Annotated in this window: 16 protein-coding genes and 3 pseudogenes; 7 read left to right on the plus strand and 12 right to left on the minus strand. The window is 61.0% G+C overall.

Translation table 11 applies throughout. From position 1 onward, the window contains the following. Positions 1-396: 396 nt before the first annotated feature. Positions 397-1254, minus strand: a complete 858-nt coding sequence (locus Amn_RS30510) for a LysR substrate-binding domain-containing protein (protein ID WP_286299545.1) — start codon at positions 1252-1254, stop codon at positions 397-399. 229 nt (positions 1255-1483) lie between these two features. On the opposite strand from Amn_RS30510, the gene Amn_RS30515 reads away from it, so the two are divergent. The 4 genes and pseudogenes from Amn_RS30515 to Amn_RS30530 form a co-directional block, all read left to right on the plus strand. Then, positions 1484-2389: a zinc-binding dehydrogenase gene (locus tag Amn_RS30515; protein ID WP_353622450.1), complete on the plus strand. Its 906-nt coding sequence runs from the start codon at positions 1484-1486 to the stop codon at positions 2387-2389. Between the two features lie 28 nt (positions 2390-2417). Beyond that, positions 2418-3179 carry a 2-keto-4-pentenoate hydratase gene (locus Amn_RS30520; protein ID WP_286299549.1) on the plus strand — a complete coding sequence of 254 codons (762 nt, stop codon included), beginning with the start codon at positions 2418-2420 and terminating at the stop codon, positions 3177-3179. 90 nt (positions 3180-3269) lie between these two features. Continuing rightward, on the plus strand, positions 3270-4913 hold the full coding sequence (locus Amn_RS30525) for an ABC transporter substrate-binding protein (RefSeq protein WP_286299552.1): 1644 nt from the start codon (positions 3270-3272) through the stop codon (positions 4911-4913). 97 nt (positions 4914-5010) lie between these two features. Further along, positions 5011-5232: pseudogene (locus Amn_RS30530) on the plus strand (GMC oxidoreductase); the annotation flags it as partial. A 315-nt stretch (positions 5233-5547) separates the two neighbouring features. Here Amn_RS30530 and Amn_RS30535 read toward each other — a convergent pair. Further along, positions 5548-5781: pseudogene (locus Amn_RS30535) on the minus strand (thiamine pyrophosphate-dependent enzyme); the annotation flags it as partial. A gap of 160 nt (positions 5782-5941) precedes the next feature. Between Amn_RS30535 and Amn_RS30540 the strand changes: the two are divergent. Continuing rightward, positions 5942-6157, plus strand: a complete 216-nt coding sequence (locus Amn_RS30540; RefSeq protein ID WP_286299555.1) for a hypothetical protein — start codon at positions 5942-5944, stop codon at positions 6155-6157. Positions 6158-6728: 571 nt separating this feature from the next. Continuing rightward, positions 6729-7028 carry a hypothetical protein gene (locus Amn_RS30545; protein ID WP_286299557.1) on the plus strand — a complete coding sequence of 100 codons (300 nt, stop codon included), beginning with the start codon at positions 6729-6731 and terminating at the stop codon, positions 7026-7028. Between the two features lie 52 nt (positions 7029-7080). Here Amn_RS30545 and Amn_RS30550 read toward each other — a convergent pair whose 3' ends face one another. Then, positions 7081-7329, minus strand: coding sequence for an acyl-CoA dehydrogenase family protein (locus Amn_RS30550; protein WP_286299560.1), 249 nt, complete (start codon positions 7327-7329; stop codon positions 7081-7083). A 101-nt stretch (positions 7330-7430) separates the two neighbouring features. Here Amn_RS30550 and Amn_RS30555 point away from each other — a divergent pair. Continuing rightward, positions 7431-7654 (plus strand): annotated as a pseudogene (locus Amn_RS30555) (DDE-type integrase/transposase/recombinase); the annotation flags it as partial. 151 nt (positions 7655-7805) lie between these two features. Here the strand turns inward: Amn_RS30555 and Amn_RS30560 are convergent. The 9 genes from Amn_RS30560 to Amn_RS30600 are packed head-to-tail and all read right to left on the minus strand — an operon-like array spanning position 7806 to position 17840. Continuing rightward, complete coding sequence (locus Amn_RS30560) at positions 7806-9263, minus strand: NAD-dependent succinate-semialdehyde dehydrogenase (RefSeq protein WP_286299561.1); 1458 nt, start codon at positions 9261-9263, stop codon at positions 7806-7808. Positions 9264-9320: 57 nt separating this feature from the next. Next, positions 9321-9761: an acyl-CoA thioesterase gene (locus Amn_RS30565; RefSeq protein WP_286299566.1), complete on the minus strand. Its 441-nt coding sequence runs from the start codon at positions 9759-9761 to the stop codon at positions 9321-9323. A 4-nt stretch (positions 9762-9765) separates the two neighbouring features. Continuing rightward, entirely contained in the window at positions 9766-10926 is a 1161-nt protein-coding gene (locus Amn_RS30570; protein WP_286299568.1) for an iron-containing alcohol dehydrogenase, read from the minus strand. A gap of 18 nt (positions 10927-10944) precedes the next feature. After that, a complete protein-coding gene (locus tag Amn_RS30575; RefSeq protein WP_286299570.1) occupies positions 10945-12510 on the minus strand; it encodes a class I adenylate-forming enzyme family protein in 1566 nt (521 codons plus the stop codon). A 35-nt stretch (positions 12511-12545) separates the two neighbouring features. After that, entirely contained in the window at positions 12546-13301 is a 756-nt protein-coding gene (locus Amn_RS30580) for an SDR family NAD(P)-dependent oxidoreductase (protein WP_286299575.1), read from the minus strand. A 1-nt stretch (position 13302) separates the two neighbouring features. After that, positions 13303-15735: a xanthine dehydrogenase family protein molybdopterin-binding subunit gene (locus Amn_RS30585; protein WP_286299577.1), complete on the minus strand. Its 2433-nt coding sequence runs from the start codon at positions 15733-15735 to the stop codon at positions 13303-13305. Then, on the minus strand, positions 15728-16489 hold the full coding sequence (locus Amn_RS30590) for an N-acyl homoserine lactonase family protein (RefSeq protein WP_286299579.1): 762 nt from the start codon (positions 16487-16489) through the stop codon (positions 15728-15730). The genes Amn_RS30585 and Amn_RS30590 overlap by 8 nt, the downstream gene beginning before the upstream one ends. Continuing rightward, entirely contained in the window at positions 16486-16971 is a 486-nt protein-coding gene (locus Amn_RS30595) for a (2Fe-2S)-binding protein (protein WP_286299583.1), read from the minus strand. Before Amn_RS30595 ends, Amn_RS30590 begins: the two co-directional genes overlap by 4 nt. Further along, positions 16968-17840 (minus strand): FAD binding domain-containing protein, encoded by an 873-nt coding sequence (locus Amn_RS30600; RefSeq protein WP_286299585.1) that lies wholly within the window; start codon positions 17838-17840, stop codon positions 16968-16970. Before Amn_RS30600 ends, Amn_RS30595 begins: the two co-directional genes overlap by 4 nt. Between the last annotated feature and the right edge of the window lie 15 nt (positions 17841-17855).

A 17855-nucleotide genomic window follows, 5' to 3' on the forward strand; every position in this document is an offset into this window, starting at 1 on the left:
CCGACGTTTTGAAGCCTAACAGCCCTTGCCTTGTTTCAGGAAGATGCCGGATCATGGCGAATGATGTCGACTTAGACAGCCGACTATGGATCAGCAGTATGCTTGGGGGAATAGGCAATCGCGGCCGGCCCGGCATCAAAGGTCGCAGTCACTATTGCTCCATCTGGCTGCTTTGCACTAAGGGCCGTACTCGCCAGAGCGTTCGCGAACGTCGTGTATGGAGCCGGAGTGGACAGTCCGCTTCCATGATGAGGCGGCGTGTTATCTGCGTTCGGCTCCATTCCAGCGGCCGCATCGCCTAGATGGTCAGAGAGTAGGGATACTCTGTTCAGTCGTTCCACAAGGTCGACCCTGCAGGACTGTCCGGTTCACCTTAAAGCCAGCCTCGCGGTGGCGTCAGTGGGCAAGATTGTCGGTGAGGAAAGAGAGGAGAGGCTGGACGATGCGCGCCTCGCTCTTCTCCTCACCTATGACCACGATCTCGGTCATCGGAAGAGCAGGCCACTGGTCCGAAGGACGGATGACCTGCATTCCGTCCTGAACGAACGATCTCCCCAGCACGGTCACCCCGAAACCACCTGCGACGGCTGCACGCGCACCCGCCAGGCTGTTGGTCGTGCAGGCCACAAACCAATCGCGCCGAACCGAATCGAGCGCCTTGATGGCCACGCCGCGGTAGGTGCACGGGGCCGGCAAGAGAACCAGCGGCACCGGTTCACCTGGATCGCGATCATATTGGTTGGACGAGATCCACATCAACGGCTCACGCCAGATGACCCTGCCTCGCTGTGCGCGCCCATCCTTTTTGGCGATGACGATATCCAGCCGATCCTCGTCATAGGCCGCCAAGAGGTTGCAACTGAGGCCAGTCATCAGTTCGAGCCTCACCGCTGGACACAAGCTGGCAAATTTCGACAACAAGGCGGGCAGATGGTGCGGTACGAAATCCTCTGAAATGCCGATACGCAGGCGTTCGACCTCTGCGGAATCGACAAGCGTGCGAACCGCTAGATCGTTGAACTCGAGCATGCGCCTTGCCGCCGAGAGAAGTCGTTCCCCCTCGCCCGTGAGGACAAGGGAACGGCTGGTTCGCCTGAAAAGCGGCCGCCCGAGCAGATCTTCGAGCCGGATGATCTTTTGGCTGACGGCAGACTGCGAACGTCCGACAACGTCGGCGGCGGCAGTAAAGCTGCCTGTTTCGGCGACAGTCGTGAACGCCCGGAGCAGATCGATTTCTAGATCGGGATATCTCATTGCGGCCCCTGTCTGTCGTCTGAGGGTCACCATAAGCCAGAAGCGTTCCAGATCGATAGCATTAGATTTATGCGTTTCCTCTCATGCGCCGCTGCCGGCAAAGTGCCCAACAGACGAAATGTGTTGGGACTGGTGGATGCGTGCAATGGTCGTGGGGGCTTTCGGAGGCCCGGAGAACTTCAATCTTGCCGAACTTGCGACGCCTCGGCCAGGCCCGGGAGAGGTTTTGGTGAGGCTGCAGGCCACGTCCGTCAACCCGGTCGATGTCCGCATCCTGAGAGGGCTGCCGATCGGGCCTGACTTGCCTGCCGTATTGGGCGCCGATCTTGCCGGTACGGTGGAAGCCATTGGCGAAGGCGTTTCGGATCTGGCACCAGGCGATTTGATCTATGGCTGCGCAGGTGGCGTCAAAGGACTTGGTGGGTCTTTCGCCGACTACATTGCCGCTGATGCTCGCTTGCTCGCACGGAAGCCACGCAACCTTTCGATGCTCGAGGCGGCAGCGCTGCCGCTGGTGTCGATTACGGCGTGGAACTGCATGACGCGAGCAGCCGTTGGCGCATCCGATCATGTGTTGGTCCATGGCGGCTGCGGTGGTGTTGGTCACATCGCCATCCAGCTGGCAAAATCACGGGGCGCGCGTGTCGCAGCCACCGTCTCGTCGATGGAAAAGGCAGCACTTGCCCGCGAACTGGGTGCCGACGAAACGATCCTCTACCCACGAGAGACGGTTTCCGACTATGTCGGTAGACTGACTGGCGGCCATGGGTTCGACGTTGTCATTGATACGGTCGGCGGCGAATGTCTCGACCGTTCCCTGCAGGCGGTTGCGCCGCACGGTCGTGTTGTCGCCACGGCGGCGCGAAGCACCCACGATCTGTCGCCGATGCATGCCAAGGCGCTGTCTCTCCACGTCGTGTTCATGTTGATCCCGTTGCTTTCGGGCATCGGCAGGGAGCAGCATGGCCGGATCCTCGTCGAACTGGCTGGCCTCGTTGAAAATGGCAAGGTTCGGCCGCTGCTCGACCCCGACCGCTTCACTCTGGACAGGCTGCCGGACGCGTTCCGCCGCCTCGAAAGTGGGCAGGCGGTTGGCAAGGTCGTTGTCGATACGACTGGGGGCATCCATGCTTGAAACGCCCGCGCCCCCAAGACGCCTCGACATGCACAAGGCGGCAGAGGCAATCCTGAGAGCCGAACGCAGTGCGACGAGCATGCCCCCGCTGAGCGGCGACCATCCTGATCTGACGCTTGATGAAGCGTATGGCATCCAGAACCTGTTGAACGACATGCGCAAGAAGCAGGGGCTGCGCTTCGCTGGTTACAAGATCGGTCTGACCTGGCACTCCACCCAGATAGCCTGCAATCTGACCGAGCCGATCCGCGGAAGGATACTGAAAGATGCTGTCTTCGACAGCGGCTCCAAGATTCCAGCCGCACGATTCGTGAAGCCGCATATCGAGGTTGAACTGGCCTTTGTGATGAGACGTGACCTCGACAGGCCAGGCGCAACGATAGATGAGGTGCTGCAGGCAACGGACTACATCGTCCCTGCCCTAGAGCTTGTCGACCATCGAATGGCTCCGCCACGAATTGTTGCCGACACGGTCGCCGACAACTCGGCCTTCGCCGCCATAGTCCTTTCTGACCGGCGCTTCCGCCCAGAGAACATTGACGTTCGCTGGGTCGGCGCAGCCCTGTCGCGCAATGGCATCGTGGAAGAAACGGGCGTTTCGGCAATCGGGATGGGCCATCCTGCTGCCTGCGTCGCCTGGCTGGCAAACGCGCTTGTCGATGCCAGCGCCTATCTCCGCAAAGGCGACATCGTCATGTCCGGAGCTTTCGCAAGGGCGGTAGCTGTTGCGGAAGGCGACCAGATCGAGGCGGATTTTGGTCCGTACGGACACGTCAAGGCGTCGTTCTGAACGAACGCTTCAAGCTGCCATTCAACAGTTACCTCAATCGCCTTTCGCCACGAATTCGTGGCAGCGACATTCCCCGGGGAGGAGCACGTAATGACCAATCGCAACCATGATGAGAAGCCGATACCAGCGGCGGTGGCGCAGATGGCGCGAATGGCCAAGGCCGGTCGCATGGACCGGCGCGAGTTCCTGACCATCGCCAGCACGATGGGACTGAGCGCGGCGACCGCCTATGCGCTTGCGGGCCTGGCACTGCCAGTACCTGCGCGGGCGGCGACCCCGCAAAAAGGCGGCGTGCTCAGGGTTGCGATGCCCGTCAAGGAACTGAAGGATCCGCGCACGTTCGACTGGGGCGAGATGGGCAATCTCGGCCGGCAATTTCTCGAGCCCTTTGTCAAATACACCGCCAACTACACGTTCGAGCCCATGCTTCTCGAAAGCTGGGACGTCAACGACGATGCGACGCAGTACGTGCTGCATCTGCGCAAGGGCGTGAAATGGAACAACGGCGACGACTTCACGGCGGAGGATGCGATCTTCAACATCACGCGCTGGTGTGACAAGAAGACCCCCGGCAATTCCATGGCCGGGCGCATGGCCGCGCTTGTCGATCCCGCAACCGGCAAGGCGCGCACAGACGCCATTGCCAAGGTTGACGATCATACGGTCAAGCTGTCCTTGTCGAAATCGGACATCTCGCTGATTGCGAACTTTGCCGATTTCCCCGCACTGATCGTCCACCGGAGTTACGAGCAAACGGGCTCCGATCTGGTACAGCACCCCGTTGGGACAGGACCGTTCGAACTCGTCTCCTTCGAAACGTCGGTGCGCGCCGTCTACAAACGCCGGGATGGCTGGTGGGGCGGCGAGACCTACCTCGACGGCGTCGAGTTCATTGACTACGGCACCGATCCCAATGCACTCGCCAGCGCATTCGAAGCAGGCGAAGTCGACGCCAATTTCGAAACCACCGGCGATCAGATTCAAGTGTTGGACTCAATGGGGCTTGCCCGCAGTGAAGCTCCGACCGCCGCAACCGCCGTTGCCCGGTTCAACGTGACCAACAAGCCTTATGACGATCAGCGCGTGCGCAATGCAATGCAGCTCGCCGTCGACAACGCGGCGGTCCTCGAGCTTGGATATAACGGCCGCGGCAATGTCGCCGAAAACCACCATGTCTGTCCAATCCACCCCGAGTATTTCCCCTTGCCGAAGCTCGAGCGGAATCTCGAAAAGGCCGCAGCCCTGATGAAGGAAGCCGGCATGATGGATTTCGAACACGAACTGATCAGTAGCGATGATGACTGGCATCGGGGGACGGCCGACGCGATCGCGGGGCAGTTGCGAGAAGCGGGTTTCAAGGTCAAGCGCACGGTGCTGCCCAGTTCCACATTCTGGAATGACTGGACAAAATATCCGTTTTCGTTGACCGGGTGGACAATGCGTCCCTTGGGCGTTCAGATCTTGGCGCTCGCCTATCGGAGCGGTGAGGCCTGGAACGAAACCGGGTTTGCCAACGTGGAGCTCGATACCAAGCTCAACGAGGCGCTCTCGATCTCCGATGTCGAAAAGCGGCGTAGCGCCATGGAAGACATTGAAAAGATCCTTCAGGGGTCCGGGGTGATCATCCAACCCTACTGGCGCAAGGTATTTGCCCACTTCGTTCCAAAGGTCAAAGACCATCACGCTCATCCGCTTCTCCAGATCCAGCTCGATAAAGTTTGGCTCGAGTCCTGAAATCGCCAGCAGCGCACCAGGTGTGTGCGTGACGGGGTCCACCTGCCGCAGGCACCAAAGGGGGCAGGAGTTCGGCGCAACTTTGCCCATGGCCTAGTTCCGCCTGGAGGAGTTCAAGCCGGGCGCACATATCCAGGCGCCCAGGGAACTCGCCCGCGCCGCGGGCGATATCGCCACGACAATCTTCCATCCCGTCGGTACTGCACGAATGGGCAGCGACGACATGGCGGTGGTTGATCCTCAGCAGCGCGTGCGCGGGATCTATGGACTCCGCGTTGTGGATTGTCCGAAACACCTGTCGGGAGATCAAGCGTGCTGAACAGCGCTTTCGGCTCCAGATTGTAGGAGTGGGCCACATAGCCCACTGTCATCCATGGTTCGATCGGCTCGTCGTGGTGAGAGCGGTTGGATAACCGACAGCTTTTGCGGTGGGCAGAATGCTCACGCCTTAGGGTTCCCAGGGCCCAATGCGGGAAGCGTCAAATAAGTTGCTTGGTGCGGCTTTCGCTAGCTTCCAACCGATCTCCCATGAGGTCGTCGATAGCGAGATCCCTCCGTTCGCGGTCAATAACGCCGCAGTGCCAAGCCGCCAGCTACAAGGGTCGGCGACGATGCGTCAACTCGACATTGCGTTCTATATTCGCGCTTCGATGAGGAAAGGGCCCTTACGCGTCAAGGCCGCTGAAAAAATGTCGGCGAATTGTTCAATGGTGTCGACGCGGGCTGCCTCGACCCCCATACCGCGCGCAAGCAGGCACCAGTCGAGTTCGGGGTTGTCGAGATCGAGCATACGACGCGCATTGCGGCCGAAATCGTTGACGCCAACATTCCGCATCTCGTTTTGCAGGATTGCAAGCGCATGCGACGATAACCGAAGTGCTCAGCCCATGAGCTGTATATTTATCCTTGCAATCCAAGATGAGTAGCTAATCGAGATTTCTAGGAATACGGCATCGGCGGTAACTGTATGGGCATCGCCGGCTGTGCGCGCAGATCAAGCTTCCGCCCCACACTAGAGGACGGAAGCTATGATAGCTCCAATTTCTGCCTTCGACTTCGACGTCATCCAGGCGGTAATGGGACAGATAGCGGCGTCAGGCACGACGGCTCCAGACACATTGCGCCAATTGGCTCGGACTGTTGCAGAAGAATTCTGCCCGGATGAGGTCTACCCAGATGAGATGATTGATTCCTTGGTCCAAGCAGCACTTGCAGCAGCCGAGAAGAGCAGCCTGCCTGAGTGACGTCTACCGCACGACCTATGCGACGCCCTGGCGCACCAACGCGATAAGGCGGTCGATGCGCAATTCTGCCACCCCCAGGAGTGAATCAATCTCCTGAAGTAACTCGCTTGATGCCTGTCTGAGGAAACCCCGAGCTTCGCGCACATGGCTCTTCGCCGCGAGCGCGTCCTCTAGCCTAGTTGTGGAATGATCCATCGCCTTGCTCCATGGGCCCCCAGATGGCGCACCAGCAGAATTCAAGGCGAGTCCGCTAATCGTGAGAAGGCCTGCCGGGAGGGATCGCGGCAGGCCCCCGCTGGAGCGAGGAGGGTTGGGTGGGGCGTGCTCGCTCCGATCAACAGAACAGTCAGCGCAGAGAGACGTTCCAACGCCAAGCCGATGCCGTCGTGGCTGGCCCCCCCCCCAGCGCCAGGAACCCGGCGCCGGAACCGCCCTGTCATTGCTGCCGTCGTTGATTTCTGAGATCGTGTCCGAGGCAAGGTGCGCTTTGCGCCGCCACAAGCTGCCGTTGGTCTGATGCCGACCTGCAGGAATCGGGCATCGATCGGAGCCGCAGAGAAAGGCCGCCTCGATGGATGAGTGGCGCATTGGAGATGTCCTGACAACCAGGATCCTGGAGATGTGCGAACCCTTGCGGACACCGTCGGAATGGTTCCCCGACAGCACCGAGGAAGCAATCAGACCACATCTTCATTGGCTCGTGCCGCGATCGCTGTCCCCTGCGACCGGCCGGATTATTCTTCCTATCCAGAGCTACCTGGTTCGCACCAGGCACCACACCATTCTCGTCGACGGCTGTGTTGGCAACAACAAGTCGTGCAAGGACTTTGCGCATTGGCATGACCGCAACGACGATATCCGCGGACGCTGATTCACCGAAGATGCCAACATAGACCTTGCGAAACTTGCCACGCGCAATGCGGTTAGCCGCCGTCGACCGGCCGCGCATAGCCTCGCGGCACACCGTTTCCGGCAACCATGACATCGGGACCCTCGGCGAAAATATCGGCGGCACCCTTCTCTGAGACAAACAGCGACATCACACCGCCGACCGCGTTGTTCACGATCACGCACCAGCCGGCAGAACTATGCGCCCATGCCACGCGTTCGCCGAGCCGCATCGCGTCGACGTGAGAAAGTTCAGCGCCGCCAACCTCCTTTGGCATCATCATGCTGAAGAGACCTGCATCACGCAAAAGTATGTATGTCGCATCGGATATCGTATCCTGTGATGCAACAAATCGCCGATCACTCACGGCGAGAGATGAAGCCGATCCGGGTTCGTCAGAGCCAGTATTTGAATAATCGGATCGAGCAGGACCATCGGCGTATTAAACGTCGAGTGCGGCCGATGCTTGGCTTCAGTCATTCGCAAGTGCCGCCGCAACTCTGGACGGTATCGAGATGATCCAAATGATGCGCAAACGACAGGCGAGGTATGCCTACAATCCGAACCCAGTGATCGCCAAGCAGTTTAAGATCATCGCAGCGGCGTGAAAAGCGCGCCAGCTCTTGCTTTCTTTGGATGTTTGGGAATTTGCAACAGAACCGAAAGCTCTGCTACCAAAAACGCGATTGCCTCGCCATCGCCCTTCAGGGGCAAATGTCTTAAGGGACGTACGGAGGCCGACTTTGGATCTCTTGCATCTCAAATGCCCAAACAGAGGTATTTGATTTCCAGATAATCCTCGATCCCGTACTTCGAACCCTCGCGGCCGTTTCCGCTTTCCTTCATGCCGCCGAACGGAGCGACTTCCGTCGAGATGAGGCCCTGGTTGATGCCGACTATGCCAAACTCAAGCGCCTCGGCGACACGCCAGACCCGCGAGATGTCGCGACCATAGAAATAGGCAGCAAGGCCGAACTGCGTGTCGTTTGCAAGACGGATGGCGTCTTCTTCCGTTTTGAACCGCAGGACCTGCGCGACTGGCCCAAAAATCTCTTCACGAAACACCATCATGTCGCTGCGTGCATTGGACATCACGGTCGGCTCGAAATAAGTTCCGCCCAACGCGTGGCGCTTGCCCCCTGTTGTGAGAGTCGCACCCTTAGCCGTAGCGTCCGCAATCATCTCTTCGACCTTGGCAGCGGCAGCATCGTCGATGAGCGGGCCGATCTCCACACCATCGTCCATCCCGTCCCCGACCCTCATTGCCGAGGCCGCGTTGCTCAGCTTCTCGACGAACGCGTCATGAATGCCGTCCTGCACCAAGAACCGGTTGGCGCAGACGCAGGTTTGGCCCGCATTGCGGTATTTCGAGGCGAGCGCGCCTTCGACCGCCGCATCGACGTCGGCATCGTCAAAGACGATAAACGGCGCGTTGCCGCCCAATTCCATCGATGTCCTCTTCACCGTGTCCGTGCATTGCCGCATCAACACTTTTCCAACGTCGGTCGAGCCCGTAAAAGTGAGTTTGCGCACGAGCGGGTTCGACGTCATCTCGCCGCCGATTGCGCGGGCGGAACCCGTCACGCAGGAAAGTACGCCTTTGGGAATCCCGGCCCGTTCGGCCAGGACACAAAGCGCCAGCGCCGATAAGGGAGTCTGGCTTGCAGGCTTAACCACCATCGTGCAGCCAGCGGCAAGGGCTGGAGCGGCCTTGCGGGTAATCATGGCCGCCGGAAAATTCCACGGCGTTATGGCTGCACAGACACCGACAGGCTGTTTCAAAACGACGATCCGGCGGTCCTGCGCATAGCCGGGTATGGTATCGCCGTAGACGCGCTTGGCCTCCTCGGCAAACCACTCGATGAAGCTTGCCGCATAGGAGATTTCGCCGCGGCTTTCTGCGAGGGGCTTGCCCTGCTCTGCGGTCATAATCCGGGCAAGGTCCTCCTGATTGGCCATGATCAGTTCGAACCAGCGGCGCAGCATGGAAGCGCGATCCTTGGCCGTTCGTGCTGCCCCGGGCTTGAGTGCTGCATTTGCAGTCTCAATGGCTCGCCGCGTTTCGGCGGCGCCGAAACTGGGAACTGTGCCGATGACCGCGCCGCTCGCCGGATTACTGACAGCGATCGTCTCGCCACCGGCTTCACCCAGCCATTCCCCATCGATGAAGCACCGGTCACGCAGCAGCGAGGGGTCGCGGAGGTCGAGTCTTGTCATGCCTTGTTCCGTTCCAACATGTGAGTGAAAGTTCAACCGAGCCAGCAACGCGTGTCGCTATGTAGCCGCAATCGCTGATAGAGCGGTCCGCAGCCGAGTGTTGAGCGGCTTCGGACGGCGTGTCTCGCGATCGACATAGACGTGGACGAAGAAGCCTTCGGCTGCGGGTGCCTCTTCCTCGTTCCGAAACAGGCCAACCTCATAGCGAGCGGAGGACGTTCCGAGCTTGGCGACGCGGATACCGGCCATCACCGTGTCGGGGAAAGCGAGTTCAGAAAAATAGCGGCACCCGGTTTCGACGACGAGCCCGACCTGGTCGCCGCCATGGATGTCCAGCACGCCCTCGTCGATCAGCCAACCATTCACCGCTGTGTCGAACAGTGAATAATGCACCACATTGTTCATGTGGCCGTAAATGTCGTTGTCCATCCAGCGCGTGGTGATGGTGCGAAACGCCTTGTATGCATTGCGCGACGAGGGTGAAGGCCGGTCGCTCATCGTCTCACCAGGCCGCGCGGTAGATTGCGAGCGCATCCGGCTCGGCGACATTGCGCGGATTGTTGACCAGCAGTCGCTGCTGCTTCATCGCGTCCGCCGCCATCTTTTCCAGATGCTCTTCGCCGATGCCGACATCACGCAGGCGCGGCTGTAGTCCAAGTCGTTTCGACAGCGAGGCCAGTTCCTCGATGAACGCCGCGCAGCGTCCCTGGACACCCTCCTCCCGCGCGAGACGTGGGAAAGCGTCCGCAGCGATCTCGGCGTAGAGGTGGGCGGCGTCGGGCGCGTTGAAGCGCAGGACATGCGGCAGGACCAGCGCATTCGAGAGGCCGTGCGGGACATGGAATGTCCCGCCGATCGGATAGGCAAGCGCATGGACGGCGGCCACCGGCGAATTGGCGAAGGCCTGGCCGGCGAGCATGGAGCCGAGCAACATCGCCCCCCTCGCCTCGACATCCTTGCCATCAAGCACCGCTTTTTCGATGTTGGCGCCGATGAGTTGCAGCGCCTGTCTGGTCAGCATCTTCGACAGCGGATTGTTGTTGGCGTTTTTCGAGGCATAAGCTTCGATGGCGTGCACCATCGCGTCGACGCCGGTGGCGGCGGTGATTGCCGGCGGCAGGCCCAGCGTCAGTTCCGGATCGAGCACCGCAATGTCTGGCAGGATGATCGCGCTGGACACGCCGCGCTTCTCCTCTTCACCGACTGTAATGATCGAAACCGGCGTGACTTCCGAGCCTGTTCCTGCCGTCGTGGGCGCCAGCACCAGAGGCAGGCGCGGTCCTCTCGCCTGCGCCACGCCCCAGGCGCCGTCGATGTCTTCGTCAGAGCCCAGAAGAAGGGCGGCCACCTTCGCCACGTCGAGCGACGAGCCGCCGCCGAAGCCGGCGACGCCGGTAGCTCCTGCTGAACGACCAGCTTGCACCGCCTTCATCACAGTCGCCAGCGAAGGATCGGCTTCGACGGAATCGAAAATCGCAACCGACGCTCCGACGCTTTCCAGCGAGGCGATGGCCGCGTCGCAAAGGCCGAGCTTGCGCAGGCCGGGATCGGTCACGAACAGCACCGTCGGGCCCAGCCGCTTGCCCGCGATCGCGCCGAAGCGTTTGGCGCAACCGGCTTCGAAGACGATCGAGGGCGTCGTATTGAAGGTGAAGGCTTGCATTGGCGAATTCCTCTACGGTCAGGCGGCCGAAACGACTGGCTTTTCGATCAGATCACGCAATTTGAAACGCATGACCTTGCCCGACCCAGTGCGCGGTATTTCAGCGATGATGTGAACGGAGGCCGGAACCTTGTAGCTTGACAGGATCGTCCTGCAGTGGGCGATGACGGCCTCGCCCTCAAGAGCAAGGCCCTCCCTGGCCACCACGAAAGCGACAGGCACCTCGCCCAGCGTTGCGTGAGACATGCCGACCACCGCGCAATCCTTCACCCCTTCGAGCGGCAGGATCGCCTCCTCCACCTCCCCCGGCGCAATGTTCTGACCACCGCGGATGATGATCTCCTTCAGCCTTCCGGTGATCGTGAGGAAACCGCTCTTGTCGCTGCGCGCGAGATCGCCGGTGTGATACCAGCCGTTCTTCAGCGCCGCTTCGGTTTCCTGTGGCTTGTTGTGATAGCCGATCATCAGGTTCGGGCCTCGGCAGATCAGTTCCCCCTCTTCGCCGGTGACAACGTCCAGCCCAGTGGCAGGGCTGATGATGCGCACGGCAAGCCCCGGCACGGGCAACCCGCAGGAGCCGGGAACACGATACTTGCCGGGCCAGTTCATGGTCACCATGGTGGACGTCTCGGTGATGCCATAGCCGTCGAGCAGTTCGATGCCGAAATAGTCTTCGAATTCATGATTGAGGGTGCCCGGCATGATCGCGCCGGCCGAAACGCAGCGGCGCACGCCCGCAAACGGCTTGGCGCCGGATGCCTGTGCGGCCTGCATCAGATAGTGGAACATGGTCGGCACGCCGGGCACTATTGTGAAACTTCCCTTTTCGAGCAGGTCCATCGCGCCCTGCGTGGAAAACTTCTCCATCAGAAATTCGCTCGCGCCTGTCGCGAGGATGCCGAGCACGGCAATGTTGAGAGCATAGGAATGGAACAACGGCAGCGCCGACAGCACCCTGTCTTCTTCGCCAAGGCCGAGGATCGGCGCCCAGCAGGCCGCGGTCACCCAAAGCATGCTGCGGGTGGTCAAGAGAACGCCCTTGGCGCGGCCCGTCGTCCCCGAGGTGTAGATGATATAGGAAGCGCGGTCGATGTCGTCGGCTTCCAATTGGATGCCCGATGCGGCCACCGCACAGAGTTCGGCGAAGGAAAGCGCGCCATGTTGCGCCACGCCTTCGCCGGTCAGAAGAACGACGGTCGGATTGGGACCGCCCGCAGATATCCTTGCCAGCAGTTCGCTGCGGGCGGGGCTGGTCACGATGACGTCCGCTCCGGAATCTTCAAGTCGATAGGCAACCTCGCCCTGCGTTGCCTCGAAGCTGATCGGAACCGAAACGCCGCCGGCGCGAACAGTCGCCAGGCATGTGACAACCCAATCCACCGAATTTGGCAACCACAGCGCAACGGTCTTGCCCTCGCTCACCCCGCGGGCGCGCAGCTGAGTGGCAAGATTTCCGACCGCCCTGTCCAGTTCGCGATAGGTGAGCGTCTTAGCTGCGTCCGCGAACGCAACCTTGTCCGGAAAGCGGCTCGCTTGCCGCTCGAGGAGCTCGGCCACGGGGGCTATGAGATCGGTTCTGATCATCGCTTTCTCCCAATCGACTTAATCCCCCAGGGGGATCAGACCATGCTGAATCCGCCGTTGACGCTGATAACCTGGCCGGTCACCCAGGATGCCGCGTCAGAGGCCAGGAACGTGACCATCGGCGCGATGTCTTCCGGCTTGCCTATGCGGCGCAACGGATAGGCCTTGACGATCTTCTCGCGGTTCTTCTCGAGGAAATCCATATCGGAATGCGCGGTCTCGACGAGGCCCAGTGAAATCGCGTTCACCGTGACGTTGTTGCGGCCGAGTTCGCGAGCGAGCGACTTGCCGAGCGCAATCGTGCCGCCGCGGGCCGCCGCGGCAAGTGCCAGATTCGCCTCGCCGATGCGCGAGCTGTCGCCGACAAGGCTGAGTATGCGGCCTCCATTCTGGCGGATCATGTGCGGCGCAACCGCGTGACAGCAGTTGAGCGCACCGTAAAGGCAGACATCGATCTGGGCCTTCCAGTCGGCCGGCGTGGACTCGACGAATTTCTGGTATTTCACATAGCCGGCATTGTTGACCAATATGTCGATACGGCCCCAATCGGCGACAATCGCGTCGGTCATCGCGGTAACCTGCGCATTGTCGCTGACGTCGGCCTTGTAGGCGCGCGCTTCGCCGCCAGTTGCGATGATGCTGTCGACGACGCTTGCCGCCTCGCTTTCGGAGCGGTTGTAGTTGACCGCGACCTTTGCGCCTTCGGCTGCAAGCGCACGCGCGATGTCACCGCCGACGTCGCGGCCGCCGCCAGTCACCAGGGCGACCTTCCCCTTCAAACCGAAATCCATGTCAATTCTCCTTGCTTGAATTCTGTGTGGCCGCGCCGATCAGGCGGAACAGACGTTCCGGCGTAACGGGCAGTTCCGAAATCTCGACATCTGCGTGCGACAGCGCATCGGCGATGGCGTTCGCAATTGCCGCCGGAGCGCCGATCGTTCCACCCTCGCCCATGCCACGAAACCCTCCCGGATTGTCCGGATTGACGGTTTCCAGATGGGCGACCTCGATGTCCGGCACTTCGACAGCCGTCGGCGCCATGTAATCGACGAGGCTCGCAGTCAGCAGTTGCCCCTGGCCGTCATAGACAAGCTCTTCGAGAAGCGCCGCACCAATCCCCTGGGCGACGCCACCATGCACCTGTCCGTCGACGACCAGCGGGTTGATCATGCGGCCGCAGTCTTCCGCGACCACGAACCGCTGCAGCTTCACGGTATAGGTCTCCGGGTCCACCTCGACGACTGCGATATGCGTGGCCGTGGTCGTCGTGCCCAGATAGGGATCGAAACTTTCGCTTGCTTCGAGCTTTTCGCGCTTGTCCAGCGGCAGGGTCTTCATGTCCGAATATACGGCGCGCGCCAGTTCGGCAAAACTGATCTGATGATCCGTGCCGCGGACAAAAATCCGCCCGTCGCCCGTTTCGATGTCCTCGACCGAAGCTTCGAGCAGATGGGAGGCGACACGCTTCACCTTGTCGCGGAGCACCCTCGCCGTCAGGATCGCGGCGCCGCCTCCGATTACGGCGCTGCGACTGGCATAGGTACCCGTACCGTGGGCAGTCGCGGCGCTGTCGCCATGCACGATCTCGACATCCTGCGGCCGAACCCCAAGTTCCTCGGCGACGATCTGCGCAAGCGTGGTCTCCAGGCTCTGCCCATGCGAGGCCACTCCGAAGATGGCCGTCACCGCACCGGTCGAATCAATGCGGACCGTCGCGGATTCATTGCCGGTGTTGATCGGCATTCCCGGCGCCACTGAAATGCGCGAGCCGATGCCGGTCAGTTCCGCATAGCTTGCGATGCCGATCCCCATCCAGCGCCCGGCTTTCCGGGCTGCCTGCTGCTTCTCGCGAAGAGCTTCGTAGCCAACCACCTCGCACGCTTTGTCGAGGCATTCCGTGAACCCGGATCTTTCCCAGATGATGCCCGATCCAATGCGATGGGGAAATTCATCCGGTCCCACCAGGTTTCGGGCGCGGATTGTCTTCGGGTCCATCCCGAGTTTCTTGGCCGCCATATCGACAAGCCGTTCAAGCACGAAGACCGAGGTCGGACGGCCGACCCCGCGATACGGTCCGGTCGGGGCTTTGGAGGTCGCCACGCCGCGAACGCGCCCACGATAGTGCGGAATCTTGTATGCGCCGGGCAGGAAGCTGACCACCTGAACCGGCTCGAGCGCGGCCGTCCAGGGGAAGATCGAGTAGGCGCCGATATCGCCCAGAACCTCGGCGTTGAGCGCCAGGAAGCGACCGGTTTCGTCAAAGCCAAGTTCCGCAGTGACCAGTTCGTCGAAACCCTGGCTGGTGGAGGCAAGATCCTCCATGCGATCGCTGACATATTTCACCGGACGCCCAAGCTTGCGCGCCAGGGCCGACACGATGATCTCTTCCTGATAGAGCGAGCCTTTGCCGCCAAATCCGCCGCCAACGTCCGGAGCGACAACGCGCAGCTTTCCGGGCATTGCGAGCAGCGTCGACAAGAGATCGCGTATGATCCCGGGAATCTGCGTCGACGAGTAGAGCGTCAATGCATCGCGTCCGCGATCGTAGTCGGCCAGATACGACCGGTTCTCCATGGACAGGGGGGACTTGCGATGAAACCGGAACCGTCCCTTCACGGTCAACGGAGCCGCGGCAAGCATTTCCTCTGCCTCACCTGTCTTGAACAGGCGTTCAAAGATGACATTGGTTCCGAATTCGGGATGAAGCAGTGCTGTTTGAGATGCTGCAGCAGCCTCAGGGTCGATCACGACCTCCAGTTGCTCATATTCGATTTCAATGAGCGCCATCGCGTCTTCCGCAACGTAGCGACTTTTGGCAACGACCACCGCAACCGGCTCGCCGACATAGCGAACCTTGTCGATCGCCAGCGCTGGATTGGCCGTCGCATGGTAGTTCGCCATTCTCGAGGTGGCGACGACAGGTGCGATCTCGCTGAAGTCTGCCGCCGTGAAGACGCCGAGGACCCCGGGGATTTCCTTGGCGGCGTCGGCATTGATGGAAACGATCCGTGCATGCGACTGGTCGCTGCGCAGGAACGCGGCATGCACCATTCGATCCAGCCTGATGTCGCCGACATATCGTCCAGCGCCCGTCAACAGTCGCGGGTCTTCGAGCCGCTGCACCGGCTGGCCGACATATTTCGGGCGGGAGGTCGAGAGCGCGTCATCGCCCGGACCTGCATGGTCCTGCGAAACGCCTGGACGATGGTCCACTACGTCATTCATAGGCATCGGCCCCTTTTCTCAAGGACTGCCACTGCTGGTCGTCGTGGCCGCACAGGACCGTCGCACCGGCTTTCTCAATCCGGCGGATTTCCGCATAGGAGCTCAACAGGAGATCGGCGTTCCAGGCGTTGCGCGGGACTTCGTCATTGTCGAGGTTCCGTTTCAGGCTGACCGCGTCCGAGGCAAGGAGAAACTCCCCGCTCTTTTCGAGAGCCGCGCGCAATCCGATCATGCCGGCCGTGTGGCCAGGCAAGGCAATCGTCACCAACTTGTCGTCGCCGAAAATGTCGTGGCTGCCGGCAACCGTTTCGACCGGCATCGGATGATCCCATTCGGCAGGCAGGTATCCTTGCGCGGCAGCATCCGCCGACTTCGCCGAGGAAAGTTCCGCCTCATGGCAGATGAAGGTCGCGTTGCGAAAAAACGCGTTGCAGCCGCAATGGTCGGGGTGGAAATGCGAGTTCACCACGAGGTCGATATCCTCGGGGGAAAGGCCGATCGCACCGAGGCTGGAGACGACGTCTGATTTGGGCGCGCCGATCGGCGTCATCACCTTGGCCAGTCCGCCCCAACGCGCTTCAGCGTCGGTTTCGACCGACGGATGGCAGCCAGTGTCGAACAGGACATTGCCGGAAGCGTGGCGGAAGAGATACGCGGACACCGGCAACTCGATTGTCTCGTCGCGATCGGCATCCGGGACATAGATACGATTTTTCATCCGGAGACGTCCCCCGCTCAAGGCATGCATCTTCATGAGGCAACTCCGTCACGCTCGTCCGCCAGTTCCCGCACCGCCTTGACGATGTGGTCATATCCCGTGCAGCGGCAGATATTGCCGGACAGCCCGTCCCGGATGTCGTCGTCAGTCTTCAGCGGATGGCTTTCGAGAAGGTCTCGAACAGTCATCAGGAACCCCGACGTGCAGAAGCCGCACTGCAGCGCGTGGTGCTTTCGGAAAGCTTCCTGGATGCGGTGAAGCTTGGCGACGCTCCCCAGCCCCTCGACAGTCTCGATTGTCGCGCCGTTCGCCTGGACTGCGAACATTAGGCATGAGCGGGCGGTTGAACCGTTTACCCTGACGGTGCATGCGCCGCAGATTCCGTGCTCGCAGCCGACATGCGTGCCGGTCAACCCGAGCGTGTCGCGCAGGAAATCCGACAAGAGCGTGCGCGGCTCGACCGCCTCGAAGACGGCTTCGCCATTGACGGCCAGTTCGATATCCACCTTGCCGCTCAAGAAATGCCTCCTTCGGCGCGACGCGACGCTCGTTCGAGTACCCGCCTGGCCACGATCGGGATGAGATGGAGCCTGTATTCGGACGAGGCATGAAGATCGGCGTTCGGTTCAAGTCCCTCGGCGGCGAGCTGCGACGCCCGCGCCATCAACTCCGTCGTGAGCGTCTTGCCAAGAAGATGCTCCTCCGCCGCGCGCGCGCGGATGGCGGTGTCCGCCACTCCGCCGAGCGCCAGGCGCGCCTCGGCAACGATGCCGTCTTTCAGCGCAATGATAGCGCCTGCCGACACGATCGCGAAATCGCCTGCACGCTGGGAAACCTCTTCGAAGGCGGTTCCCGTGCCCTCCGGAAGATAGGGAAGATGCACTGCCGTCAGAATCTCGCCATCCTCCAGCCCGGTCATGAGCGGTGCGATGAAGAACTCGTCCGGCGCGACGCGACGCAATCCGTCAGGTCCGTGTATTTCCAGTTCGGCGTCGAGCAGCGTGACCAGAAGCGGCCATTCGGCGGCGGGATCGGCATGGACGAGGCTGCCCCCGATCGTGCCGCGATTGCGGATGGCGACATGCGCGACATGCTGCACCGTCTCGGCGATGATTGGGAAATGCCGCAAGGCCTCAGGGGACTTCAGGGACTGCGCATGACGCACCAACGCGCCTAACTTCAGGCCTCCGTCCCGCTCCTCGATTTCCGAGAGCTCAGGAATGCTGTTTATGTCGACCAGAAACTCAGGCTGCACAAGTCGGAAATTCATCATGGGAACAAGGCTTTGCCCCCCGGCAATAACCTTGGCGTCGCCGCCGCTGGCAAGCGCGCTCAACGCCTCGTCCAGCGTTTTGGCTGCAAGATATTCGAAAGCTGCCGGCTTCATCTCATCAATATCCGC

This window comes from Aminobacter sp. Y103A (assembly GCF_030294925.1).
Classification (GTDB): domain Bacteria; phylum Pseudomonadota; class Alphaproteobacteria; order Rhizobiales; family Rhizobiaceae; genus Aminobacter; species Aminobacter ciceronei.

What these genes read in the sequence shown, in the direction of transcription:
- Amn_RS30510 (WP_286299545.1), bottom strand. Translation starts at nt 1,254, where the DNA reads ATGAGATATCCCGATCTAGAAATCGATCTGCTCCGGGCGTTCACGACT.
- Amn_RS30520 (WP_286299549.1), top strand. Translation starts at nt 2,418, where the DNA reads ATGCACAAGGCGGCAGAGGCAATCCTGAGAGCCGAACGCAGTGCGACG.
- Amn_RS30525 (WP_286299552.1), top strand. Translation starts at nt 3,270, where the DNA reads ATGACCAATCGCAACCATGATGAGAAGCCGATACCAGCGGCGGTGGCG.
- Amn_RS30540 (WP_286299555.1), top strand. Translation starts at nt 5,942, where the DNA reads ATGATAGCTCCAATTTCTGCCTTCGACTTCGACGTCATCCAGGCGGTA.
- Amn_RS30545 (WP_286299557.1), top strand. Translation starts at nt 6,729, where the DNA reads ATGGATGAGTGGCGCATTGGAGATGTCCTGACAACCAGGATCCTGGAG.
- Amn_RS30550 (WP_286299560.1), bottom strand. Translation starts at nt 7,329, where the DNA reads ATGATGATGCCAAAGGAGGTTGGCGGCGCTGAACTTTCTCACGTCGAC.
- Amn_RS30560 (WP_286299561.1), bottom strand. Translation starts at nt 9,263, where the DNA reads ATGACAAGACTCGACCTCCGCGACCCCTCGCTGCTGCGTGACCGGTGC.
- Amn_RS30565 (WP_286299566.1), bottom strand. Translation starts at nt 9,761, where the DNA reads ATGAGCGACCGGCCTTCACCCTCGTCGCGCAATGCATACAAGGCGTTT.
- Amn_RS30570 (WP_286299568.1), bottom strand. Translation starts at nt 10,926, where the DNA reads ATGCAAGCCTTCACCTTCAATACGACGCCCTCGATCGTCTTCGAAGCC.
- Amn_RS30575 (WP_286299570.1), bottom strand. Translation starts at nt 12,510, where the DNA reads ATGATCAGAACCGATCTCATAGCCCCCGTGGCCGAGCTCCTCGAGCGG.
- Amn_RS30580 (WP_286299575.1), bottom strand. Translation starts at nt 13,301, where the DNA reads ATGGATTTCGGTTTGAAGGGGAAGGTCGCCCTGGTGACTGGCGGCGGC.
- Amn_RS30585 (WP_286299577.1), bottom strand. Translation starts at nt 15,735, where the DNA reads ATGAATGACGTAGTGGACCATCGTCCAGGCGTTTCGCAGGACCATGCA.
- Amn_RS30590 (WP_286299579.1), bottom strand. Translation starts at nt 16,489, where the DNA reads ATGAAGATGCATGCCTTGAGCGGGGGACGTCTCCGGATGAAAAATCGT.
- Amn_RS30600 (WP_286299585.1), bottom strand. Translation starts at nt 17,840, where the DNA reads ATGAAGCCGGCAGCTTTCGAATATCTTGCAGCCAAAACGCTGGACGAG.